Origin of the sequence: Streptomyces sp. NPDC058000 (assembly GCF_042886435.1) — a bacterium.
Taxonomy (GTDB): domain Bacteria; phylum Actinomycetota; class Actinomycetes; order Streptomycetales; family Streptomycetaceae; genus Streptomyces.
Window position 1 is genome coordinate 157,833 of sequence record NZ_JBHVQS010000004.1, and the last position, 24,034, is coordinate 181,866.

16 protein-coding genes are annotated in these 24,034 nt (G+C 73.5%); 6 read left to right on the plus strand and 10 right to left on the minus strand.

Annotation, left to right across the window (positions count from 1 at the left end; genetic code table 11):
* Positions 1–30: 30 nt before the first annotated feature.
* Positions 31–2,190, minus strand: a complete 2,160-nt coding sequence (gene uvrB, locus ACFVT2_RS06865) for an excinuclease ABC subunit UvrB (RefSeq protein ID WP_390013021.1) — start codon at positions 2,188–2,190, stop codon at positions 31–33.
* 498 nt (positions 2,191–2,688) lie between these two features.
* Between uvrB and ACFVT2_RS06870 the strand changes: the two genes are divergently transcribed.
* From ACFVT2_RS06870 to ACFVT2_RS06880, 3 genes are all read left to right on the plus strand, one after another.
* Positions 2,689–3,570: a glycerophosphodiester phosphodiesterase gene (locus ACFVT2_RS06870; protein ID WP_390013023.1), complete on the plus strand. Its 882-nt coding sequence runs from the start codon at positions 2,689–2,691 to the stop codon at positions 3,568–3,570.
* Positions 3,571–3,658: 88 nt separating this feature from the next.
* On the plus strand, positions 3,659–4,258 hold the full coding sequence (locus ACFVT2_RS06875; RefSeq protein WP_390013025.1) for a methylated-DNA--[protein]-cysteine S-methyltransferase: 600 nt from the start codon (positions 3,659–3,661) through the stop codon (positions 4,256–4,258).
* A 120-nt stretch (positions 4,259–4,378) separates the two neighbouring features.
* The gene (locus ACFVT2_RS06880; protein ID WP_390013027.1) at positions 4,379–4,921 is read left to right on the plus strand and encodes a DUF1697 domain-containing protein; all 543 of its coding nucleotides are present in this window, start codon (positions 4,379–4,381) and stop codon (positions 4,919–4,921) included.
* Positions 4,922–4,974: 53 nt separating this feature from the next.
* Here ACFVT2_RS06880 and ACFVT2_RS06885 read toward each other — a convergent pair whose 3' ends face one another.
* The 5 genes from ACFVT2_RS06885 to ACFVT2_RS06905 form a co-directional block, all read right to left on the minus strand.
* The gene (locus ACFVT2_RS06885) at positions 4,975–5,436 is read right to left on the minus strand and encodes a type II toxin-antitoxin system PemK/MazF family toxin (RefSeq protein ID WP_390013029.1); all 462 of its coding nucleotides are present in this window, start codon (positions 5,434–5,436) and stop codon (positions 4,975–4,977) included.
* Positions 5,437–5,716: 280 nt separating this feature from the next.
* Positions 5,717–6,358 carry a uridine kinase gene (locus ACFVT2_RS06890; protein ID WP_390013031.1) on the minus strand — a complete coding sequence of 214 codons (642 nt, stop codon included), beginning with the start codon at positions 6,356–6,358 and terminating at the stop codon, positions 5,717–5,719.
* Between the two features lie 41 nt (positions 6,359–6,399).
* On the minus strand, positions 6,400–6,852 hold the full coding sequence (locus ACFVT2_RS06895; RefSeq protein ID WP_390013033.1) for a hypothetical protein: 453 nt from the start codon (positions 6,850–6,852) through the stop codon (positions 6,400–6,402).
* A gap of 106 nt (positions 6,853–6,958) precedes the next feature.
* The gene (locus tag ACFVT2_RS06900) at positions 6,959–7,840 is read right to left on the minus strand and encodes an IclR family transcriptional regulator C-terminal domain-containing protein (protein ID WP_390013035.1); all 882 of its coding nucleotides are present in this window, start codon (positions 7,838–7,840) and stop codon (positions 6,959–6,961) included.
* A gap of 87 nt (positions 7,841–7,927) precedes the next feature.
* Positions 7,928–8,869 carry a zinc-binding alcohol dehydrogenase family protein gene (locus ACFVT2_RS06905; protein ID WP_390013037.1) on the minus strand — a complete coding sequence of 314 codons (942 nt, stop codon included), beginning with the start codon at positions 8,867–8,869 and terminating at the stop codon, positions 7,928–7,930.
* Positions 8,870–9,592: 723 nt separating this feature from the next.
* On the opposite strand from ACFVT2_RS06905, the gene ACFVT2_RS06910 reads away from it, so the two are divergent.
* Together ACFVT2_RS06910 and ACFVT2_RS06915 are read left to right on the plus strand one after the other, a co-directional pair.
* Entirely contained in the window at positions 9,593–11,221 is a 1,629-nt protein-coding gene (locus ACFVT2_RS06910; protein WP_390013039.1) for an FAD-dependent oxidoreductase, read from the plus strand.
* 313 nt (positions 11,222–11,534) lie between these two features.
* Positions 11,535–13,424 carry a CDP-glycerol glycerophosphotransferase family protein gene (locus ACFVT2_RS06915; RefSeq protein ID WP_390013041.1) on the plus strand — a complete coding sequence of 630 codons (1,890 nt, stop codon included), beginning with the start codon at positions 11,535–11,537 and terminating at the stop codon, positions 13,422–13,424.
* A 110-nt stretch (positions 13,425–13,534) separates the two neighbouring features.
* Here the strand turns inward: ACFVT2_RS06915 and ACFVT2_RS06920 are convergent, their stop codons facing one another.
* A complete protein-coding gene (locus ACFVT2_RS06920) occupies positions 13,535–15,766 on the minus strand; it encodes an NB-ARC domain-containing protein (RefSeq protein WP_390013043.1) in 2,232 nt (743 codons plus the stop codon).
* A 273-nt stretch (positions 15,767–16,039) separates the two neighbouring features.
* Between ACFVT2_RS06920 and ACFVT2_RS06925 the strand changes: the two genes are divergently transcribed.
* Positions 16,040–17,116 carry an RNA ligase (ATP) gene (locus tag ACFVT2_RS06925; protein ID WP_390013045.1) on the plus strand — a complete coding sequence of 359 codons (1,077 nt, stop codon included), beginning with the start codon at positions 16,040–16,042 and terminating at the stop codon, positions 17,114–17,116.
* A 45-nt stretch (positions 17,117–17,161) separates the two neighbouring features.
* Here ACFVT2_RS06925 and ACFVT2_RS06930 read toward each other — a convergent pair whose 3' ends face one another.
* From ACFVT2_RS06930 to ACFVT2_RS06940, 3 genes are read right to left on the minus strand one after another with little or no spacing between them, the layout of a single operon-like run.
* Positions 17,162–19,120 (minus strand): helicase-associated domain-containing protein, encoded by a 1,959-nt coding sequence (locus ACFVT2_RS06930; RefSeq protein ID WP_390013047.1) that lies wholly within the window; start codon positions 19,118–19,120, stop codon positions 17,162–17,164.
* A complete protein-coding gene (locus ACFVT2_RS06935) occupies positions 19,117–20,796 on the minus strand; it encodes an SWIM zinc finger family protein (RefSeq protein WP_390013049.1) in 1,680 nt (559 codons plus the stop codon). The genes ACFVT2_RS06930 and ACFVT2_RS06935 overlap by 4 nt, the downstream gene beginning before the upstream one ends.
* Complete coding sequence (locus ACFVT2_RS06940) at positions 20,793–23,711, minus strand: DEAD/DEAH box helicase (protein ID WP_390013051.1); 2,919 nt, start codon at positions 23,709–23,711, stop codon at positions 20,793–20,795. Before ACFVT2_RS06940 ends, ACFVT2_RS06935 begins: the two co-directional genes overlap by 4 nt.
* Between the last annotated feature and the right edge of the window lie 323 nt (positions 23,712–24,034).

Consider the following 24,034-nt stretch of genomic DNA (forward strand, 5'->3'; position numbering starts at 1 on the left):
GCCCCGGTGGGTGGGCCGCGGACCCGGCCGCTACTTCAGTCCGGCCTCCTTCATCTGCCGCAGCTCCTTCTTCAGCTCGCCGACCTCGTCCCGGAGCCGGGCGGCCACCTCGAACTGCAACTCCGCGGCGGCCGCCCGCATCCGCTCCGTCAGCTCTTCGATCGTCTCGGCGAGTTCGGCCGCGGGACGATCCGTCAGGACCTCGCCGCCCTTGCCGCCCTTGCCCTTGGCGGCCTTGCCCGCCTTGCCGGCTTTACCGGCCTTCCCGCCGAGCGCCGGGACCGGCGCCTTGGCCTTGCCGTCCTTGTCGCCACCGGCCTTGCCGTAGCCGGAGCCCAGCAGCTCCTGGGTGTCGAGTTCCTCGCGGGCGAGGGTGGCGACGATGTCACCGATCTTCTTGCGGAGCGGCTGTGGGTCGATGCCGTTCTTCTTGTTGTACGCGAGCTGCTTCTCCCGGCGGCGATTGGTCTCCTCGATGGCCTTCTCCATCGCCGCGGTGATCTTGTCGGCGTACATGTGCACCTGGCCGGAGACGTTACGAGCCGCCCGGCCGATGGTCTGGATCAGCGAGGTGCCGGAGCGCAGGAAGCCCTCCTTGTCGGCGTCCAGGATCGCCACCAGGGAGACCTCCGGCAGGTCCAGGCCCTCCCGGAGGAGGTTGATGCCGACGAGCACGTCGAACTCACCCGACCGCAGCTCGCGCAGCAGCTCCACGCGCCGCAGGGTGTCCACGTCGCTGTGCAGGTAGCGGACCTGGATGCCGAGCTCCAGGAAGTAGTCGGTGAGGTCCTCGGCCATCTTCTTGGTGAGGGTGGTGACCAGGACGCGCTCGTCCTTCTCGGTGCGCTTGCGGATCTCGTGCACCAGGTCGTCGATCTGCCCGTCGGTGGGCTTGACCACCACCTCCGGGTCGATCAGACCGGTCGGCCGGATGATCTGCTCCACGAAGCCGTCGCCGCGGGACAGCTCGTACGGGCCGGGCGTCGCGGAGAGGTAGACGGTCTGGCCGACCCGCCCCAGGAACTCCTCCCACTTCAGCGGCCGGTTGTCCAGCGCGGAGGGGAGCCGGAAGCCGTGGTCGACGAGGGTGCGCTTGCGGGAGGCGTCGCCCTCGTACATCGCGCCGATCTGCGGGACGGTGACGTGCGACTCGTCGATGACCAGCAGGAAGTCTTCCGGGAAGTAGTCGAGGAGGGTGTTGGGCGCCGTGCCCGGCTCGCGGCCGTCCAGGTGCATCGAGTAGTTCTCGATGCCCGAGCAGGAGCCGATCTGCCGCATCATCTCGATGTCGTAGGTGGTGCGCATCCGCAGCCGCTGGGCCTCCAGCAGCTTGCTCTGCTTCTCCAGGGTGGCGAGCCGGTCCACCAATTCGGCCTCGATCCCGGCGATGGCCTTCTCCATGCGCTCGGGGCCGGCGACGTAGTGGCTGGCGGGGAAGACGTACAGCTGCTGGTCGTCGCTGATCACCTCGCCGGTGAGCGGGTGCAGGGTGGACAGCGCCTCGATCTCGTCGCCGAACATCTCGATCCGGACGGCCAGCTCCTCGTAGACCGGGAAGATCTCGATGGTGTCGCCGCGGACCCGGAAGGTGCCCCGGGTGAACGCCACGTCGTTGCGGGCGTACTGAATCTCGACGAAGCGGCGCAGCAGCTGGTCCCGGTCGATCTCGTCACCGACCCTGAGTGGCACCATCCGGTCGACGTACTCCTGGGGCGTACCCAGGCCGTAGATGCAGGACACCGAGGCGACGACGATGACGTCCCGCCGGGTGAGGAGGGAGTTCGTCGCGGAGTGGCGCAGCCGTTCGACCTCCTCGTTGATGGAGGAGTCCTTCTCGATGTACGTATCGGACTGCGGGACGTACGCCTCGGGCTGGTAGTAGTCGTAGTACGAGACGAAGTACTCGACGGCATTGTTGGGCAGCAGCTCGCGGAATTCGTTGGCGAGCTGCGCCGCGAGGGTTTTGTTGGGCGCCATCACCAGCGTCGGGCGCTGGAGCTTCTCGATCATCCACGCGGTGGTCGCCGACTTGCCGGTACCGGTCGCGCCCAGCAGGACGACGTCCTTCTCACCACCGCGGATGCGTCGGTCCAGCTCGGCGATGGCCGCCGGCTGGTCGCCACTGGGCTGGTAGGAGCTGACGACCTCGAAGGGCGCCACCGTGCGTTCGATCTTTGAAACGGGCCGCATGGGATCCACCGTACGACCCGCCACTGACAATCGGTGCCGCATCGGATCTGACCTGCGGTTTTCCGAGGGCCGCCGGAGTGGTGGGACGAGCGGTCCGGCTCCGGCCAAGCCGTGGGCGCTCCGCCGGCACGAGCACGGCGGTCGGATCGGGGAGCCGGCCCCGGACCAGGCGCGTCGCGGCTGGCCGGAACGGTATGCCCTGGGCACGGGCGACAAAAACGGTCAACTGCCCGAGGGGTGACTCATCGTCGGCCGAGATGCGCGGATGCCGCGGCTCCGGCAAGTTGGACGACGTCGGGACGTATGTCTGCTGCACGGCCATTCCGGGCATCCTGCAACTGCGACGCTCCGCACGGAAAACCGGCCATTCTTCGTTCAGCACCCGGCCACCGCATGTCCGCCTCCCCCTCCGGCCCGGCTGCGATCCTCCGCCTGTCCGTCCCCCCCGTTCACCTCACTTCACGTCAGCTCACTACCACGACGTCACGAGGAGTCCGTATGCGTATTCGCCCCGTCGCCGCCCTCGCCGGTGCGCTCCTGGGTCTGTCCGCGCTCGTCCTCCCCGCCAGCGGCGCCCAGGCCGCGGCCCACGGGCGCGCCCCCGTGGTGGTCGGCCACCGCGGCGCCGCGGCGTACGCCCCCGAAAACACGCTCGCCTCGGTCGATGCGGCGCACCGGCTCGGGATCCCCTGGGTCGAGAACGACGTCCAGCGCACCAAGGACGGAGAGCTGGTCGTCCTGCACGACACCTCGCTGGCGAGAACGACCAACGTCAAGAAGGTCTTCCCGGACCGCTCCCCGTGGAACGTCGGCGACCTCACGCTCCGGGAGATCGAGAAACTCGACGCGGGCAGCTGGTTCGGCGCGAAGTTCAAGGGGGAGCGGGTGCCGACCCTTGAGGACTACCTGGACGAGGTCGAGCACAACGGCCAGCGGCTGCTGATGGAGCTGAAGAACCCGGAGCTCTACCCCGGGATCGAGCGGCAGGCCCTCCGGGAGCTGCGCCATGACGGCTGGCTGGACAGCGAGCACCTCAAGCGCCGCCTGATCGTCCAGAGCTTCAACGCCGACGCGATCAAGAAGGTCCACCGCCTGAACCCGGCGGTCAAAACGGGCTTCCTCGGCAACCCCCCGGTGGCCGACCTGCCCAAGTACGCCGCGTACTGCGACCAGATCAATCCGCCCCACACCGCCGTCACCCAGGCGTACGTGAACGCCGTGCACGCGCTGCGAGGCCCGCACCACCGGCGGCTGGAGCTCTACACCTGGACCGTCGACGACGCCAAGGCCGCGGTCGGCTCCGCCGGCCTGGGGGTCGACGGGGTCATCAGCAACAAGCCCGACGTGGTGCGCAAGGCGCTGGCCGACGCGGGCCACTGACCGCCCGGCGCGGCGGGGAACGGGCCGGCGGCGGCCGTCGGGTCCGTTCCCCGCCGCGTTGTCAGTGGCCGGTCCTACCCTGGGGCACGTGACGAACGCAGAGCACGGTCCAGGACCCGCCGCGGCGCCGGACACCGCCCCGGAGGCGGTCCGCCCGGCCCACCACGACTGGGCCTGGACGCGCATCGGGACCCCGATCGGCCCGCTGCTGCTCGCGGCGACGCGGGAGGGCCTGGTCCAGGTCGCCTTCCACGCCGGCGAGCGGGTGACCCGGCGGGCACTGACCCGGCTGGAGGACACCTTCGGCGGGCCACCGCTCCCGGAGATACCTCATCTGGCGACCGCCACCGCCGAGCTCGCCCGCTACTTCTCCGGTGAGCTGCGGACCTTCACGGTCCCGCTGGACTGGTCGCTGTCCGGCGGCTTCAACGCCCGGGTGCTGCACGCGCTGGCCACCGGTGTCCCGTACGGCAGCGTGGTCGGCTATCAGGACCTGGCCGACCGGGTCGGGGAGCCGGGCGCGGCCCGGGCGGTGGGTGCGGCGATGGGCTCCAATCCGCTCCCGGTGGTCGTCCCCTGCCACCGGGTCGTGGCCAGCGACGGCGGGATCGGCGGCTTCGGCGGCGGTCTGGAGACCAAGCGGCTGCTGCTGGCCCTGGAGGGCGTGCTCCCCGCTCCCCTGTTCTGAGCGCCGCCCGGCCGCTCCCCCGAGTACTTCCCGTCCGTTCCCCGGGTGCTTCCCGTCCGCTCCCTGTCCCCGCCGCCGGGATCCGTCCCGCCGGCCGGCACCGTCCACGAAGGGCCGCGCATGTCCCGTCAGATCGCCCTGCTCCGCGGTATCAACGTCGGAGGCCACAACTCCTTCCCCAAGGCCCGCCAGCTGGAGCTGGCCCGCTCCCTGGGGTTCGAGGAGGTCTCCGTCCTGCTGCAGACGGGCAACATCGTCTTCGCCGACCCGGGGACGCCGCCGGCGGAGACGGCCCGGCGGATCGAGGAGCGGATCGCGACCGACCTGGGCCTGACGGTGCCGGTGGTCGTGCGGACCAGGGACGAGCTGGCCGCCACGGTCGCCGGGAACCCGTTCCCGCTGGCCGTGCCGGAGCCCAGGACCCTGCACGTGACGTTCCTGTCGGAGGTGCCCGCCGACCCGGCCCGGCTGGACGCGCTCGACCAGGCCGCGTACGCGCCGGACCGGTTCCGGCTGATCGGCCGCGAGCTGTATCTGTGGTGCCCGCAGGGCATCGGGCGCTCCAAGCTCGCCGAGGCGGTCGGCCGGGCCCGGCTCGGCGTGACGGCCACCGCGCGCAACTGGAACACCGTCACCAAGCTCCTGGCGCTGGCCGACGCCTGATCTCCCGCCGGGTGCACCCTGGCCCGGCCGCCGCTCCGGGCGCGGTGCGGGCGTCAGCGCCAGCCGTGGAGCTCCCGCAGCCGGTTGGCGACGAGGTTGAAGCGGCCCCGGTCGAGCGCGCACGCCTCGCGTCGCATTCCGTTCGCGTGGACCCGCAGGACCCGGTCCGCGGCCACCCAGGAGTCGCGCCCCGAGCGGTCCCAGGGGCCCGCCCCGAGCGCCACCCAGTCCCGGTCGTCGTTGTGGCGCTTGCTCGACAGTTGCACGGCCAGCAGCGTCCCGGCCGCCTCCCGGGCCACGACCAGCACCGGCCGGTCCTTGCCGCGGCCGTCGTTCTCCTCAAACGGGACCCAGGTCCAGACGATCTCGCCGGGGTCGGGGTCGCCGTCCGGGTCGGGGGCGTAGGACATCGTCACGGTTCCGACGGCGCGCGGCGGGATCTCCACGGTCGCGGCGGGTCCTTGGCTGCCGGGCAGGGGCGGGTGCGGGTCTGCTGCGTTGAACGAGGTCGTCATCCCCCGCACGCTACCGGCCGCGGTGAACACGCTGATGGGCGGCCCGCGTTAGGCCGTCCGCGGTCGATTGTCAGTGGTCGGCCGTACGGTTTTCACAGCGGGGGCGGTCGCCGGGACCGCCTCGCGGGGGGGCACCATGTTCGAGATCACGACGCATCGGGAACTGCCGCAAGAAGGCGGCGGGGCCCACGAGTTATCCGAGGCTCCCGCGCGGGAGACCGTGGTCGCGGCCCGCCCCGGGCGGCCCGTCCGCCGGTCGTGGGCGCGGCGGCCCGTCCGCTCAGTCGGCGGCTCCGCTCCAGGCCGGCCGGTGGGGATCGTCGGCCCGTACGACGACGTCCGCCGCCTCCTCGGGCCGGGTCTCGGACTCGTATCGGGCAAACGCCGGCAGCGTCCAGCGCTGGTCCGGCGGGGTACGGCGGGTGAGCGCGCCCGGGGAGAGCTTCAGGTGCACGGAGAGGTCGAACGGAAACCACTGTCCGAGCAGCAGCGGGCCGTGCAGCAACAGCACGCCGCCGGGCGGCAGTTCCACGTAGCCGCTGCGCGTCGCCCGGTCCGCCACCGGGTCCCACAGGTCCGGGAGCACCCGCCCGGTGCCGCCGGGCTCCAGCGGCTGGAACACCTCGCGCCACAGGGCCCGCCGGTCGAACCACTCGTCGTAGTAGGCGTCCGGGTCCTCTCGGCCGTACTCCAGCCGCAACGAGGCGGGCCGCAGAAAGCCGTAGGTGCCGGCCTTGTGCACCGCCCGCCCCCGGAGCCGCAGCGCCTCGGCGAGCCGCCCGGCGAGGTCGCCGGGAGCGGCAGCGGGAGCCCCGTCGACCGCTACCCGCAGCCTGGGGCTCCCGTCGTGCGCCGCCAGCCGGTCGATGCGCGCGGCGAGCGCGTCGGTGAGCCGTTCCCAGGTGATCGCTTCGAGCCGCACCCGGCCATTGTGCCCCGGCGGCGGGTGCCGGGCGCCCGGGGTCAGCGGGATTGCGGTCCGCTGGACGGGAAGCCGCCCTGGACGTCGCCGGAGATCAAGCCGACCTGCATCACCATCCCGTGCGAACCACCACTGATGTTGTTGTGGATGTCCCGCACGGTGCCCTGGGCCTGCTGCTGGGGCGCCACCTCGTCGAGCAGTTGGCGCAGTTCGGCCGCCGCGGCCGGGTCCTCGGCGAGCAGCCGCCGCAGCCGGGCCTTCCAGACCACTTCCACCCCCTGGGCCACCTCCTCGTCGCCGTCCTCCCGGGCGATGACGACGTCGGTGCGCGCCTGGTCCAGCTCGCGTTCGACCGCCGCCTCCTCCTCCGCGCCGCGGCGCCGGGCGAGCAGGGACGCCATCCGCCGGCGGACCGCGGCCCAGCCCTCGGTCGCCATCTGCTGCACCAGCGTCGTCGCCCCCGCCGTCGCGAGCGCCACCAGTTCCGCTTCCATCGGACCCCCTTGTGTGTCGTGCGCGTCGTGTCGCGCCTGGTGCCACGGTAGAGAGGCGGGCCGCCTCATGAACAGCCGCGCGGCCGAGTGCCGCTGCGCTCCGGGTTCAGGAGTCCATGGCCGGCCGGGCCGCTCCGTAGCGGCTGAGTACGGCCGCCGCCTCCTTCGTCGCCTCGACGACGCTGTCGGGGGCCTCCGGCATCACGGTCTTCTGCTTGAGCAGCAGCACCGCGCCCATGATGGACCCGTCCCACATGATCGGCGCGGCACAGGAGTTCCAGCCGGCCATGCACTCCTCGTAGCCCAGCGCGTAGCCGAGGTCGCGGACCTCCGCCAGGGAGGCCAGCAGCGCGTCGTTGTCCCGGTAGACGCCGGGGCCGGCCTGTTCGGGGACGGGTTCGGCCAGTACGCGCTGTTGGAGGACCTCCGGGAGGTAGGCGAGGATGGTGCGCCCGGAGGCACCGGTGCGCAGGGAGCGGGTCACGGACAGCACGTCCCGCGGTGTCATGCCGAGTTCGGCGAGGTCGGAGTCGCCGACGGCCATGTCGACGCACTGCCGCTGCGCGCCGGAGAACGGCGCCACCATGTACAGGAACACCAGCCCGTTTTCGGTCGCCTCGCGCAGGTCGCTCAGGACCGTCTGCGCACCGTCGAGGCGGTGGTCGAGCGCGGTGAAGGCGAGTTGGGCGGCCGAGGTCCGCAGGCGGTAGAGGCCCCGGTCCACCCGTTCGAAGATCCGCTGGTAGATGCCGGATTGCAGGATGCGGTAGACGACGGAGTCGTCCAGGCCGGTGAACTCCGCGATCTCACCGGGTCCGTGGGCGGATCCGCCGAGTTCGGCGAAGGCCGTCTGGACGAGGAAGACCCGCTCGGCATGGCCGGATCCGGACGTCCGGGAGCCGGCGGAGGCCGTGCTCCTGCGGGCCTGGCCGGTGTGCTGCACGGCCTCCGGAACCGTGGACTGCGACGCTGCGGTGCGATGGCCCATCGTGTGCTCTCCTCCCTGACAGTGGTCCGCGCCCGAAGGCGAACGGCGTGTGCGGTGCGGGGCGCCCCGCCCCCGATGCCTCCGGCGTTACCGGGTGACGTCGAGGGCGAGTTTCCCGGTCGGGGTGCGGGCGGCGAGGTCATGGTGCGCCTGCGCCGCCTCCCCGAGCGCGTAGGTGGTGCCGGTCAGTGTCGTGAGGGAGCCGTCGGCGACGGCGTCGAACAGCGCCCGTATGGACGTCGGCAGCGCGGTGCGGTCCCCGTAGAGCTGGGGCAGCCAGAAGCCCGAGACGGTGAGGGAGCGCTCCATCAGTTCGCGGGTGGACACGTTCGCCAACTCGCCGCCGGCGAAGCCGTAGACGGCGAGGCGGCCGCGCGGTGCGACGGCGGCCAGGGTCCGGGCGAAGGTGGCACCACCGGTCATCTCCAGCGCCGCCTCGACCGGGCCGCCGGCCGCGTCCAGGATGCGCTCCGTGAGGTCCTCGGCCGTGGAGTCGACGACCGCGTGCGCGCCCAGGTCCAGGGCCAGTTGGCGCTTGGCGGCCGACCCGGCGAGACCGATGACCTTCGCGCCGGCCCGGGCGGCGAGCTGGACGGCCAGTGTGCCGACCCCGCCCGCCGCGGCCGGGACGACGACGGTCTCGCCCTTGGTGAGGCGCAGCGCGGTGAACAGCAGATGCCAGGCGCTGTTGCCCTGGAGGGCCAGCGCGACCGCCTGCTCGTCGCTGACGGCGTCGGGGACGTCCCAGGTGACGCGGCGGTGCAGCAGTGTGCGTTCCGCGTATCCGCCGCCGCGGGTGAGTCCCACGACCCGGCGGCCCTCGATGGTGCCCACGACTTCGTTGCCGGGTATGTAGGGCAGTTCGACCGGGGCGAGGTAGCTGTCCCCACGGACGTGCACATCGGCGTAGTTGACACCGGCCAGGGTCACCTCGGCGAGTGCGTGCCCGGCGCGGGGCGCCGGCTCGGGGGCGTCCTCCAGCCGGAGCACGTCCGGGCCGCCGAACTCTCGCATCACGATCGCGCGCACGACTCTCCCTCAGGTTCTCCGGTGCGGTGCCCGCACAGGGTAGGCACGGCACCGTCCGGCCCGCCGCCCCCCGATCATTTCGCGCCAACCCTCCGGACGTTCCTGGAACGGCGCTCTCCCCCGCGCCCGCGATTCCTGAAGACTTTCTCGTGTCGCGAGAAAACTCCGGCGCGATTACCACCCATTGCGCCCTTTTCCTGTAGATCTACCCGGCGGTACAGGGCGGGTGGCTCCCACACATCCCTCACTCGCCGCCGGCTACCAGAAGTGATCGACGCCGCCTACGATCCGGACGTGTGTCCGCCGTTGACCAGAGGCGACGGCCGCGTCCCCAGGGGCAGAGCACGGCGTGCGAGGCAGCAGTGCCGGCCCGTCCCGCCCGGTAGCCCGGGCGGGGAGTGGCGGAGGGCGGGGTCCGAGCTGCGGCAGGGCGGGCACGGCCTGAGGGGGAATCATGATGGGGAAATCGGGGGGCGGCAGGCCGGCGTTCGCGCCGGCCTGCCGGGACCTACAACGGGCTCTGCCTCTTCCGCCGGCACCTCTGCGCATCCTGCGAACCGCGTCTGCTTCCCTGCCGTCGCTGACGGCGCGGGTCACCGCCGCCACCGACGCCGTCATCGCCGCCGCGCGCCGCCATTCCCGGCCGTACACCGCCCCGCCCTTTCTGGTCGCGGCCGGGCCGCGCCGGGGGTTCGCGCGCCACCGCCGAGAAAGGGACCGCCCATGAACGCGTCGAGCAGAACGAGCAGCGCCGGCCTCCAGTTCACGCACCCGTATCTCGCCGTGGTGCTCGGCGGCGGTTTCACGGGCATGGTCGCCGCCGCGGCGCTGTCCGCGTACGCCGATGTCATCGTGGTCAAGCGGGAGCGGCTGCCGCGGACCCCTGCGCTGCCCACCGACCTTCCGCAGCCCCGGCACGCCCATCTGCTGGCGGCGGACGGCGCCCGGGTCGTCGAGGGCCTGCTGCCCGGCACGGTCGAACGGTGGCTGGCGGAGGGCGCCCGCCGGCTCTCGGTGCCGTCGGAACCCGCCGGTCCGCTGCTGCCCGGCCGGCCGGTCCGCCGGGCCCGCACCCGGCACGTGTTCGCCTGCTCCCGCGATCTGCTCGACAGAGTCATCCGCGAGCAGGTGCCGGCGCTCCCCGGGGTGACGGTCCTCGACGGCACGGAGGCGGAGCGGTTGACCGGCACCGCCGAGCACGTCACCGGAGTGTGGGTCAGGGGCACCACCAGCGGTGAAACGTACCGCCTGGACGCCGACCTCGTGGTCGACGCCACCGGCCGCTCCTCCACCACCCCGGACCGGCTGTCGGGGCTGGGCCTGCCCGCCGCCCCGGAGGACGTCCGGGACTCCGGCATCGTCTGCGCCACCCGCATCTTCCGCGTCCCGGCCGGACACGAGAACTGCCCGGTGCTCACCGCCCGTTCGGACCGCGGCCTGGCCGGCGGCGCCCCGACATCCGGCTCCCTGCTCCCGGCCGCCCGGACGGCGACGCTGGTCCCGATCGAGGGCGGGCGCTGGCTCGTGACCCTCACCGGTGGCGGCCGCGGCGCCGAGCGGCCGTCCCAACGCGCCGATCACTTCGTGCCGTTCGCCCGTCGGATCCACACGGTCATCGGTGACCTCATCGCCGATGCCGAGCCGCTGAGCGAGGTGCGGCTGACCCGTGACACCTCCAGCCACCGCCACCGCTACGAGCAACTGCCCAGCTGGCCCACCGGGTTCCTCGCCCTCGGCGGCGCGGTGGCCTCGGTCAACCCGGACTGCGGCCAGGGACTGTCCCTCGCCGCCCACGGCGCCGCCGCGCTCCGCGAGGCACTGCGGCGGTACGGCCTGGACGACCCCGCACTGGCCCGCCGGGTGCAGCGCACCGTCGGCGGTCTCGTCGAGGCACCGTGGGCGCTGGCCACCGGCGAGGAGCTTCCACGGCCCTCACGCCCGGGCGCGGCCCGGCCGTCGCTGGCCACCCGCTTCGTACGTGGCACCGTGAGCGGCGTGCTCGCCCCGGTCGCCGACCTGCCCCCGGTCTGCCGCGCCTACGTCGATGTGGTCACGCCCGCCGTCCCCGCGGCCTGTCTGCCGCAGGCGTTGGCCCCGCAACCAGCACCCGCCGCGGCGGCGTCCGCGGTGCGGTCACCGGGCCCCGACGCACCGGACGAGCCGTCCGCGCTGCCGTCCCTGTGCGGCCCCTCGGCCACCGCCGCATTGACCACGGCACCGCCCCCGACCACGCCGAGCACTCCCGGCCCCGAGCGGGCGCCCCGCCGACTGCCCCGCCCCCTCGGCTTCGGCCCCGCGGCGCTGCGGTTACGGCGGCTCAACGGCGGCCGGCGCAAGCCCGACGACGTCTGAGGCCCGGCCCTGGCCCCGGTGCGGCGCCGGCCCTGAACTACGGTGGGCCCCAGGGACACGTCCGATCGCCGGTGGCAGGCCGCCGACGATTGTCACCACCAGGGGGTTGCGGAGAAGGGTGATGCGCGCTAAAAGCACTCTGCCCGCGAACCGCGAACCGCGAACCGCGAACCGCGAACCGCGAACCGCGAACCGCGAACCGCGAACCGCGAACCGGGGATGGGGCGGGGACGGAGCGGGCGGCATCGAGGGGTGCGCGTCCGGGGACGCGGCTGACCCCACCCATGGGCTGCTGCCGCCGCTGCGGGTGCCCGTGGGTGACGATCCCGAGCGCTGGCAGACCTTCCCCGGCGCGCGGTTGGTCGTCGCCGTCGCCCGCACCGTCACCTCGACCGTCCGGGTCCTCGACGTCCTGCGCCCGGTCCTGCGCGATGACCCGCGGGTCCATCTGGTCTTCGCCTTCGACCCCACCTCGGCGTTCAACGACGGCGTGCACGCCCTGCTCCGCTCGGTCGGCGCCCGGGTGCTGCCCTGGCGCCAGTTCGCCCGGATCAGCCCCGACCTGATCATCACGGCGACCGAGAACGCCGATCTCACCACCGCGCACCACACCTGCCCGGTGCTGGTACTGCCGCACGGCGTCGGCTTCCACAAGGTCGTCCCCGACTCCCGCAGCGACCGCGACCGGCTGGCCGGCGTCGTCCCGGACGCGCTGCTGCACAGCGGCCGCGCCTGGCTCGCGATCTCCCACCCGGACCAAGCGGCCCAACTCGCCGCCGCCCATCCCGCCACCGCCGGCCGCACCCTGCTCGTCGGCGATCCCTGCTATGACGCGCTCCTCAACGGGCGGGCCCTGCGCACCACGTACCGCACGGCACTCGGCATCGCCGGCGGGCGACGACTGGTCATGCTCAGCTCGACCTGGCGCGACCACTCGGTCCTGGGCCGTGACCCCGCGCTGCCGGCCCGTCTGCTCGCCGAACTCCCCCTGGACGACTACGCCGTTTGCCTGGTCACCCACCCCAACATCAGCTCTGCCCACGGTAGTTACGCCCTCCGCTCGCACCTCGACTCCGCCCATGACGCCGGGCTGCTGACCATTCCGCCGACCGCAGGCTGGCAGGCCACCCTGCTCGCCGCCGACCTGCTGATCGGTGACCACGGCTCGGTCACCTTCTACGGCGCGGCACTCGGCACACCCCTGCTACTAGGCGCGTTCGGCGACGACGAGGCGGTCACCGGAACCCCCATGGCGGAGCTGGGCCGGATCGCCCCGCGACTGCGACCCGACGCACCTCTGCGGCCGCAGATCGAGCGGGCGCTCGGCCTGGGGCGAGCGCCCGGCGACGACACCCTGGAACGACTCCGGAAGGTCGGCGAGAGCGCCTTCGCCGCCCCCGGCCGCGCCCTGGAACTCCTGCGCACCGCCGTCTACGACCTACTGAGCCTCCCCGAGCCAGCGGACGGCTCGCCACCTCCGCGCCGGGCCCCGGAGCCACCCGTCCCGCAGGACCGCCCGGAACCCACCACGGCCTGTTACGTCCACACCTCCCTCTCCGAGGACCCTGGTGACTCCTGGAACTCCGGCTACTCCTGGAGCCCCAGCGATTCCTGGAGCTCTGGTGACTCCAGGAGCCCTGGCGACACCAGGGGGCCCAGTGGCTCCGGGGGATCTAGTGGCTCAGGGGGTTCCGAGGAGACCGGCTGCCCCCGGATATCCGTCGAGCGCACCCCTGCGGCCGTGGCCGCCTCCTCATCCGTCTCCCCCAACTCGTCCGTCTCGCCCATGACACGGGGCGATGTCCCCGACGGCCCGTTCCGTCATCTGTCCTGCGCCGACGACGAGTGGGACCGGCGGTGGCCGGAGAGCGCGTCCGTCCTGGTTCGCCGGGCCCCGGCCGACACCGCCGTGGCTGCCGATCGGTGGATCGAGGACACCCTCACCCGCTATCCCGGCTGTCTGCTCGCCGCCGCGGCCGTCACCGGGCGCGGCTGCCGGGTCGGTCTGCGCGACGGCCGGACGGTCGAGGTGTCCACCACCGGCCCGAAGTGCGACGCCACCGTCCTGGCCGCCGTCGTCTACGCCTGCCTGCGCGCCCGACGCCCGCCGGCGGGCTTCGTCACCCTCGCGCTGGGCGACCGTAGCGAGGACGCGGTGCTCCGCCTCACCCGACGGGCAAGTCGGCCGCGCCCCACGGGCTGACGGGTCCGCTCACGGGGACCGCCGCGCCCCCGAGTGCCCCGGCACCCCGGCACCCCGCGACGGTCCGCTGCCGGGTGGGACCGCACCAGCCCCACCCGGGCACGCACTGCCTACGCTCCCCCGGTCGCCGCACCGTCCGCACCGTCCACGCCATTCAAACCATCCGCACCATCCGCACCTTGAGAACCGTCGGCGCACTTAGAACCGTTCGCGTCATTCGGACCGTTCGCGGCGCCCGTCAGTCTGCGGCGCAGCTCCACGGCTCGCGGGCCGCCGCCCGCCTCGTATATCTCCAGGGCCCGCGTCAGATGGAGCCGCCACCGCTCGTGGTCGCCGCGTTCCTCGGCCAGTTCCGCCAGCGTCTCGCACACCTGCGCCTCGTAGTGAGCGGCGCCGCGCTCGCGCAGCATGGTCACGGCTTCCTCCAGGGCGGCCACGGCCTCCGCCCTCTGCCCGAGGTCGCGGAGTACGCCCCCGATGGCGGCCAGCGCGCGGGCGCCCATCCTCCGGTCGTCGATGGCCATGAACCCGTCGTAGGCGTCTTCCAGGGTGGCCCGGGCCGCCTCGGTACGGCCGACGGCATGCTGAGCACAGCCCATGAAGTAGCGGCCGATGGCGATACCGCGCTCGTCGCCCGCGGCGCGGTAGAAGACCATCGCCTCCTCGTAGGTCGTCACGGCGCGGGCCGGATCACAGCGGTCCCAGTAGCGGCCCTGGAACTCGCGGACGGAGGCACGCAGCAGGGTGTGGCCGGACTCGTCGGCCCGGGCGACGGCGGTCTCCAGTTCCCGGCGGGCGCGGCGCAGCTCGTCGCGGTCCATCAGCGGGCGGGACAGCAGTGTGCGCAGCCGGGCCTCGGCGGCGGGGTTGCCGTCCGCGGCGGCGTGCCGGGCGCCCAAGTCCCCGCTTCTGACCCAATCGTTGAGATATCTCCGGTTGAGGAAGAGCGCGGTCAGCGCCTCGGCGAGCTCCCACACCCGCCGGTGCCATCCGTGATCGGCGGCGGTCTGCTGGGCGGACAGCAGCTCGCCGCGCCAGGCGTCGAGCCAGTCCAGCGCCTCCTGCCGGCCGGCGAAGGCGGTGGCCCGATCCGACTCGCCCAACCGGTCGGTGTACGACCCGATGCGCATCCGGCGGCCCATGACGGCGAGATCGGCCTGGGCGGCGCGGGTGAGCAGGTGATCGACGATCCGGGCCACGGCTGCCGTGCGCTCGGCCTCGTCGTCCTCCTGGGCGGCCTGCTCACGGGCGTGCAGCCGTACCAGGTCGTGGAACTCGTAACGCCCGTCGGGGGTCACCGCGACCAGGCTCGCGGTCTCCAGGACGTCGAGTTGCTCGGCGGCGTGGGCGATGGTCGTCCCGGCTGCCGCGGCGGCCGATCCGGCGTCCCAGTGGCGGCCGGGGTGCAGGCCCAGCAGCCGGTAGAGCCGGGCGGCCGGCGCGGGCAGTCCCGCGTAGGCCACTCCGAAGACAGCGGACACCGTGCGCTCCCCTCCCCGACGCAGGGCATCCAGCCGGCGCCGGTCGTCGGCCAATTCATCGGCCAGTGCGGCGACCGGCAAACGCGGATGCATCACCAATCGCGCGGCGGCGACGTGCAGGGCCACCGGCAGCCCGCCGCAGCTCGCCACGATCCGCTCGGCCGTGCCCTCGCCTCCCTCGGCGATCCGCTCCTCCCCACACAACCGGCGGAGCAGTTGCAGCCCGTGCTCCGCGGACAGCGGCTCCAGCGGCATCAGGCGGGCGCCGTCGTCGAGCAATTCCCCGAGCATCGATTGGCTGGTCGCGAGGACGACGCTGCCGGGGGCGCCCGGGACCAGGGCCCGCACCTGCGCCGGCTCGGTCACGTCGTCGAGCACCATCAGCACCCGTTTGTCCGCCGTCAGGCTGCGCAGCATTCCGGTCAACTCGCCCAGGGTGTCGGGCAGATAGCGGTCCTCGACGCCGAGTGCCCGCAGGCAGCGGCTCACCCCGGCGGACACGTCGCCGCCGGCCTGCGCCCGCAGCTCGGCGAAGTCGATATAGAACTCGCCGCCGGGGAACCGGCCGCGCTCCTCCTGCGCCCATCTCCGTACGGTCGCGCTCTTGCCCACCCCCGGCAGACCGCTGAGCACCGCGAGACCTCCGCCGTCCCCCACCCATCCGTCGATCTCCGCCAGCACCGGCTCGCGGTTGACGAACTGCGCCGACCCGGCCGGCACCTGCCGTGGCACCGGCAGCTCCGGTCGCGGCAGCTCGAACCGCACATCGCCCTCGATCACCCCGGTCTGGATCACCAGCCCGTGCGCCGTTCCGCTGAATTCGTTCCGGACGCGCTCGGCGTCCGACCCGTTGTCCCTCACGCCGGCTCCCCCCGTCGGTCGATTCCGTCCACCAAAAACGCTACTTGACGCCACTGACAACGCGGCGCGGCGGTCGGCCGGATGGCCACCGTCCGTTCCGCCACACAGTCACAACCGGTCGGAAGCGACGAAATTCGTTCGCCGGTCGACATCGACTCGATCACAGTGGTGGCTGGACACCGGCCGGCATCGCCGACACAGAGCACCTCAACACGGAGCCGGCACCGGCGTCCGCAACAGCAACAGCAACAGCAACAAGAAACGGGGGACGGTGTGTCGACGCTGCGCGTCACGGTCGAGGAACTGACGATCCATGAGCATCCCAACGCCGATGCGCTGGAACTCGCGCAGGTGGGCCTGTATCGGGCGGTGGTCGCCAAGGGCGCCTATCGGACAGGTGACTTCGCCGTCTACATACCGGAGCAGTCGGTCCTCCCGGAGGAGCTGGTAGCCGAGCTGGGCCTGACGGGCAAGCTGGCCGGCGCGGCCGCCAATCAGGTCAAGGCGATCCGGCTGCGCGGCGAGTTGTCGCAGGGCATCGTCTGCCGTCCGCGGGCGCTGACCGGGGTCGATCTGGCCTCGGCACACAAGGACGGGACGGATTTCGCGGCGGAACTCGGGATCGTGAAGTGGGTTCCCCCGGTGCCGATTTCGATGAGCGGGGAGGTCGAGCCGGCACCCGACCTGCTGCCGTGGATCGACGTCGAGAACCTGAAGCGGTACCCGGCGGCGTTCCCCGAGGGCGAGCCGGTGGCGATCACCGAGAAGGTGCACGGCACCGCCTGCTGCCTGACCTACCACGCCGGCGAGGGGCGGGTGCAGGTGACGTCCAAGGGACTGGGCGCGCAGCGGCTGGCGCTCGTCGAGGATCCCGGGAACCTGTACTGGCGGGCGGTGCGCGGGCACGGCCTCCCGCAGGTCGCCGCTGAGCTGGCCGGGGAGTTGGGGGCGTCGCGGGTCGGGATCTACGGCGAGGTGTACGGCGACGGGGTGCAGGACCTCGGGTACGGCGCGGACAGCCGACGCGGAGTACCCGGCTACGCGGTCTTCGACGTCGCGGTGGAGACCGGCGGCGAGGTGCGGTGGCTGGATCCGCAGGAGCTGACGAGGGTGTTGGCCGGGCGGCTTCCCGTGGTGCCGACGCTGTTCAGCGGCCCGTACGAGGCGCGGCAGGTGATGGCGCTGGCCGAGGGCGGCGAGACGCTGTCCGGGCGGGCGGTGCACCTCCGGGAGGGGGTGGTGATCCGTCCACTGGCCGACCGCTACAGCCCGGAGCTGGGCGGACGGGCCATCGCCAAGGTGGTCAGCGGCGCTTACCTGACCCGTAAGGGCGGCACGGAGTACGAGTAGCCAGACGGCGCCCCGTTCCGCGCCGCCCTGGCAGTGTGGAACGGATCAGTTGCCTCCGCTCGTGGCGCTCTCCTGGGACTCCGCTTGGTGCCCCAGGAGGCGCTGGGCGAGGGCGAGCGTGGCCTGCGGAGCGCGGGTGGGGCTGGGGGCCGCGGTGCGGTGGCTGGGGAGCCGTTCGACGGTGGCGGCGCCGGTGTCGGACTCCAGGGCGGGGGCGTAGCCCGCGGCACGCAGGACGTCCAGGGTGGCGGCCGGCGGGCGGGCGCTGACCAGAACGGTCGGGGCGATGGCACGCAACGCGAGTTCGCGCAGCGCGTGGTGGGCGGCGAGTTCGGCGACCAGGGCCTGGTCGTCGGAGCGGATGCAGCAGGCGGCGGGCACGACCCGCATCCGGCCGTGGGCGCGGGCGGTGTCCTGGAGGAGGTAGCCGAGGGGCTGCGGCACAGTACCGGTGGCCGAGGCGGCGGTGAGCGCGACCCGGAGGGTGTCGGCGGTGTGGCCGGAGTCCAGCGCACGACGGACCGAGCCGGAGGTGAAGCGCCAGGTCACGGCGTGGCCCTCGGACTCCCGGTCGGCGGCGGAGGCGAGGAGTCCGGCAAGGGCGGGAGCCGGGCGGCCGGGCACGACGGCGGTCAGATCGGCCTGGAAATGGGCCTGTTCGACGGGTGGCGGCAGCAAGTCGCGGAGCGGCTCGTCGAGGTTCGTAGGCTCGGCGAGCAGGGCCCGCCCGAGGGGAGTGAGGGTGCCGTGGGCGGTGAGGCCGAGGTAGGCCGCCTCGTGGAGGGTGTGGGCGGCGCGCTCCTCGGCCGTCGGCTGCTCGGTGACGGCGAGCGGACGGTGCCAGTCCGCCGTCCGGAGCAGGCGCCGGAGGGGCCCGAGGTCGTCCGCGTCCGCCGGCGAGTCGGGGAGCGGCAGGGGCGGGGGCGTCCAGCCCGCGCCCGGTGGGACGTCGGCCAGAGCAGCGAGGAGCGCGTGCCGGAGGGCGGGGGCGTGCCGGTCGTGGCCGCGGACCAGGGCGGTCGGGGTCTCGCCGAACGGGGTGTGGGTGGGGACGTCCCAGAGGGCGTACCAGGCGGCCACTACGGGAGCGAGGCGGGCGCCGGGCGGGCGGCCGAGCCAGTCGTCGTAGGCATGGGTGGGCAGCGCCGTGATCCCCGACGGGCTGCGGGTCAGCGCGATCAGGCCGGCGGCCAGCGTCAGATCGAGCAGGAGTCGGGTGTGCGCTTCCGTGGTGCCGGCCGCCTTGGCCAGGCGCTTGAGCTCGCGGACGGTCAGTCCGCCTGATTTGCGGAGCGTGGCGGGCTCGGTGGCCAGGGCGGCGAGCAGGCGCTCCACCGTGCTGGCCAGGTGCGCCGCGGCGGCCTGGGATTCGTCGTACGGCGAGGTCCGCGGGGCGGGCACGGTGGCGGCACCGGCCTGGTCGCCGCCGGGTGCGGCACCCTCGGGGCCGGGCACCGGGGCGTGCGGCGCGAACGGGCCGAGGTCGTGGGCGGCGAGGAGCTGCGGAATGCGCGGCGGGACGACAACGGCGCCGCCCTCGGTGACTGCGGCGAGGCCGTCGGCGCAGAGGGCGTCCAGGGCGGCTTCGGCGACGGTCCGGGCGGCTCCGGGAGCGGTGACGCCGAGCGCGGCGTGGACGTCCTCGGGCGGAACCGGTTCGCTGGCCAACTGCGGGAAGGACAGCCGGTGGGCCATCAGGGACTGGTAGTCGGCCCCCGGGGCCGGGGCGGCGGGCGCGGCCGCGTCCCGGGCGGCCCGCTCCTGGCTGATACGGGCGGTGGTGGCGAGCACCTGCAATCGGGGGTGATCGAGGTGCAGCACCACGTGGTGGAGGGTTTCGTACGACCACAACGCGCTTGCCAGGCCGCGGAGTTCGGTGGGCGCGGGCCGGCGGGCGAGCGGCTCGGCGTGGCGAGTGAGGAGTGCGGCGAGCTGTTCGGGGGTGCGCTGCGCGAGGGAGCGGGTGAGTGCGTCGAGACCTTCCACGACGTTGAGGTTAGTCATCGTGCCAACAGAGTGGTCAGGGCACCCACGGGGTCCGGGTCCGCGGGGCCGGTGGGCCACCAGTCATCGGTGCCGGGCTCGGATTCGTACGGGTACCAGCGGTTGTCGCGACCGAAGCGCAGCTGGATGCCTCGGCCGGCGTCGGTGAGGTGATTCTGGTGTGGGCGCAGCGCCGGTAGGCCGGCGGCCAACAGGGCGCTGCGGGCCCGGTCGAAGTCGCCGGCCGGGGGATTCCAGGCGTCTCCCAGTAGGGCGAGCCCTTCGGGACCGCCCTGCCGCCAGGCGGCGACGGAACGTGCGATGTCGGTGGGGGTACGGCCGGTCGCCGCCGCGACGTCGCGGTAGAGCGCCCGGGTGGTGGCGGTCAGGCCGGCCGTGGGATGGGCGGTCGCGGCCAGACGGACGGTGTCCTCCCACGGGGGCAGTGCCGCGAACGGGCCGGGGCCGGCCGGGCCGATGTCGCCCGAGGCCCCGGCGGCGGACAGATAGGCGTGGGCGCGGGCGGCGGTGTCGGCGGCGACGAGTTCGAGGGTGGCGGCCTCGAACGGCAGCCCGCCGGCGTCCGGGAGCGCCTGCGCTTGACCGGGCCGTGGCGGCACCACCGCCGGTGGCGGAAGCGGCGGCCGGGGCAGGTCGGCGAGGGCCTCCCGGGCGAGGACGCCACGGGCTGCGACCGCCGCGGGCACGGTCTCCCCACCCCGCTCAGCAGCCAGCTGCGGCCGAACCGAGCCGGGCAGTGCGAAACGGTCCGCGGATGCGGAGCTGGCGCTGGCGCCATACGCGGAGATTGCGCCGGTCCCGGGCGTGAAGACGTCACCGGTTCCGGACGCGGAGACGTCACCGGTTCCGGGCGCGGAGGACGGCCCGGCTACCGGGAGGGACTCCGATACCGCGGAAGACTCGGATGCCGAAGGGGAGACGGACTCGGACGCCAAGGCCGAGGCGGACGCGGACGCGGACGCGGATACTGAGGCTGAGGCAGACCCGCCGCTCCCGGGTGCCGTGGTGGCCACGGCTACGGCCCGCCCCCGGCTTTCCCGCGCACCGTGGCCGGCATTGCGGCGCGCGAGCTCGTCGAGGAGCTCCCGCTCGCCCCGGCCGCGGAGCAACAACAGGACGAAGGGGTCGGCGTCGAGCAGCCGGGCCACCTGGAAGCAGAGCGCGGCGGCGTGCTTGCAGGGCCGGCCGCTGTCCGGGCAGGAACACCGGGGCACCAAATCTCCCGGCCCTGGGAGGAGACACACCTCCCCCTCGGCCAGCGCACGGGGCAGCTTCTTGGCCAACAGCGCGGTGAGCCGGTCGGGGTGGGCGGCGACATCGTTCAGGAGGGTGTCCCACTCCTGCTCGGTGAGCGTCCTGACGCGCACCTCGGCGCTGTATGGGCGGGGCCGGCTGCCCCGTACGGTGGCGATCACCCGGCCCGGGGTGATGTTGATCGTGTCGACATGGCCGTCGCGGGCGTACGCCCGGCCGCGGGCGAGGCGGGCGCCGTCGAGGGCACTGCTCTCCAGCGCTTCCAGCCACGCATCGCCCCACCAGGATTCCGCACGCGCCCCGTCCGTTGCGTCCGGGCCCGGCAGCGGCGGGAACGTACGCGAACGGTCGGCGCGGACCAGCCGGTCCGCCGCGGCGGCGCGCCCCGAGGTGGGGGTACGGCGCCGGTGTCCGAGGCTCATCCGGCCCTCCTCAAGGAGACGAGATCGGCGAGTTCGGCGTCGGTCAGCTCGGTGAGCGTGCTTTCGCCACCGGAGAGCACCGCGTCGGCGAGGGCCCTTTTGGCGGCGAGGAGTTGGGCGATGTTGTCCTCCACGGTGCCCTCGGTGATCAGCCGGTGGACCTGGACGGGCTGGGTCTGACCGATGCGGTAGGCGCGGTCGGTGGCCTGCTCCTCCACCGCGGGGTTCCACCAGCGGTCGTAGTGGATGACATGTCCGGCGCGAGTGAGGTTCAACCCGGTGCCGGCCGCCTTCAAGGACAGCAGGAAGACCGGCGTCCGGCCCGACTGGAAGTGATCGACCATCTTCTCCCGTTCGGCCACCGGGGTACCGCCGTGCAGGAGTTGACTGGGGATGCCCCGGCCCGCGAGATGGCGTTCGAGCAGCCGCGCCATCCCGACGTACTGCGTGAAGACCAGGGTGGCGCCGCCCTCCGCGAGGATGGTGGCCAGGAGTTCGTCGAGCAGTTCGAGCTTCCCGGAACGCGCGGCGAGCCCCGGGGCGGCCTCCTTGAGGTACTGCGCGGGATGGTTGCAGATCTGCTTGAGGGCGGTGAGCAGCTTCATCACCAGGCCGCGCCGCGCCATGCCCTCGGCACCCTCGATCCTCGCGAGGGTCTCGCGCACCACGGCCTGATACAACGCGGCCTGCTCGCGTCCGAGCGGAACCGGGTGGTCCGTCTCGGTCTTGGGCGGGAGTTCGGGCGCGATCCCCGGGTCGGACTTCTTGCGGCGCAGGATGAACGGGCGCACCAGTCTGGCCAGCCGTTCCGCCGCCCGTGGGTCCTCGCCGCCCTCGACTTCCCGGGCGTGCAGCGCACGGAACGTCTTGAGCGAGCCGAGGAGCCCGGGGGTCGTCCAGTCCAGCAGCGCCCACAGCTCGGACAGGTTGTTCTCGACGGGCGTGCCGGTGAGGGCGATGCGCGCCGGGGCGTTGATGCCGCGCAGCGCCCTGGCCGTCGAGGACCGCGGATTCTTCACGTGCTGCGCCTCGTCGGCGACGACCCACGCCCAGGTGCGGCCGGCGAGTTCGGCGGCGCTGCTGCGCATCGTCCCGTAGGTCGTGAGCACGAAGCCGCTGTCCACACCGTCGAGGCTGCGGCCCGCCCCGTGGAAGCGGTGCACGGGCGTGCCGGGGGCGAAGCGTTCGATCTCGCGTTGCCAGTTGCCGAGCAGGGAGGTGGGGCAGACGACGAGGACGGGGGCGGTGGGCCGCCGGTGGAGATGGAGCGCGATGACGGTGATGGTCTTGCCCAGGCCCATGTCGTCGGCCAGGCAGCCGCCCAGCCCGATGGAGACCATGGTGTCGAGCCACGCCATACCGCGCAGTTGGTAGTCGCGCAGGGTTGCGCGGAGTCCGGGCGGCTGGGGCAGCGGGCGTGCCCGGGTGGTGAGCCGACCACGCAGGGCGGCGAGCGCACCCAGGGGCACCACCTCGACCTCTTCGCCGTCCACCTCCGTGGTGCCGTCGAGCGTCGCGGCGAGCGCCCGGGCCGGGTCCACATAGCCCAGTTCGCGTTTGCGCGCCTTGCGGACCAGTGCGGGGTCGACCAGGACCCACTGGTCACGCAGCCGGACCACCGGGCGATGCGCCTCGGCAAGGATGTCCATCTCCGCCTCACTGAGCGGTACGCCGTCCATGGCCACCTGCCAGCGGAACTGCGCCAGTTCGCCGGCGTCGAAGAAGCCGAAGCCGTCCGCCGCCGACCCCGGCGCGGGGCGCAGCACCGCCGTCGTGGTCAGGCCGCGGCTCAGCTCCCTGGGCCAGTGGACGGCCATCCCGGCGGCGCCGAGGCGCGGCGCGGCCTCCCCCAGCAGCTCGGACAACTCGTCCTCGCTGAGCGGGAGTACGTCGGGTACGGGGCGCTCCAGGAGGCGGTCGAGCGGGGACCAGACACGGGCGACCCGGCGCAGCGCGAGGAGCGTATCGGCGTGGGACCGCGGACCGAAGGCGTCGGGCGCCTCGCCCTCCCACAGCTGGCGGGCGTCAGCCACCAGAGTGGGGTCGGTGAGGCTGTGGACCTGTAGGACTGCCGCCGCCGCTCGGCGCTCCTCGGTGACACCGGCGTACGGCGCCGGCCCTCCCCCGGCCTCGCCCTCCAGGCCCCCGTCCGTCGTCGCGCCCTCTCCTTCTCCCGCGGTGTCGAAGAGCTGGTGCGGGGCAAGGTCGAGACGGAGCGAGAGCCGCACACCGGCATCGACGCCGGCTGCGACCTCGGCCGCCCACTCCCGGGCGGCCGGAAGGTACTGCGGCGCCGTCGCGGCGAACGGCGCCCCGGCCACCAGCGCCGCGGCCGGAGTACGCGGAAGGGTGTCGACGACGGCATCCACGAACTGCCGCACCAGAGCGACGGGATCGGGCAGTTGGAGCGGTCGGCTGCCGGGGAGCGGTACGGCGTACGCCTCGCCGGGCATGGCGGCGGCGATGGCCCGTAGATGGGCGACGTCGTCCGGGTCGAGCGGGCCGGCCCGCCAGGCGTCGGCGTCGTCGCCGGTCAGGCCGGGCAAGAGTCTGCCGCGGGCGGCGAGGTGCAGGGCGTGCAGGGTGGCCGCGCCCCAGCAGGCCGCGGCCGGATGGGCGTCCGGCGCCCGCCGGGCCCGGACCAGCACCGGAAGGGCCTCGGGCAGGGTGAGCACCAACGCGGGCACCGTACGGCTCCGCGCCCCGTTGCCGTGGCGCCGGGCCACGGCAAGCCGCGTAACCTCGCCACCCGGCTCCCCCTCGCCCCCGCCCACAGCGTCGGGGAGCGGTCCGCCGTCCGGCTGCCAGAAGGCGACCGTCCCGGCCCGCGGTGTACGGGCGGGCAGGAAGACCGCGGCACACCCCGCGACGGTCGCAGCCAGGTCGCCGACTCCGCCGTCAGCCGTCTCAGCCATCCTGAGCGCCCTGTCGGCAGGGGGGACCGACGGCCGGGGCGCCCCTCTCGACGCCTCCTGCCACCTCGCCATGCCATCCCCTGCCGTCGGGTCCATCCACGCCGGTAACGGCGCCCGCCGGGCCCGTCGCGCCCGGTTACGTTCTGCTGCTTCCCCGACCTGCGAGTCTACGGTCGTCGCCATGTCGTCCTCCCCCGTCGTTCTGCGGCGGCCGCGACGCTCTCAAGCGGTCGAGACCACTCCTCGGTAACTGCGCCTTCCTCCCTCCCGTCCGCGCTCTCGCCATCCGTCACGGCCTTCCGCACCGCTTCCGCCGTCGCGGC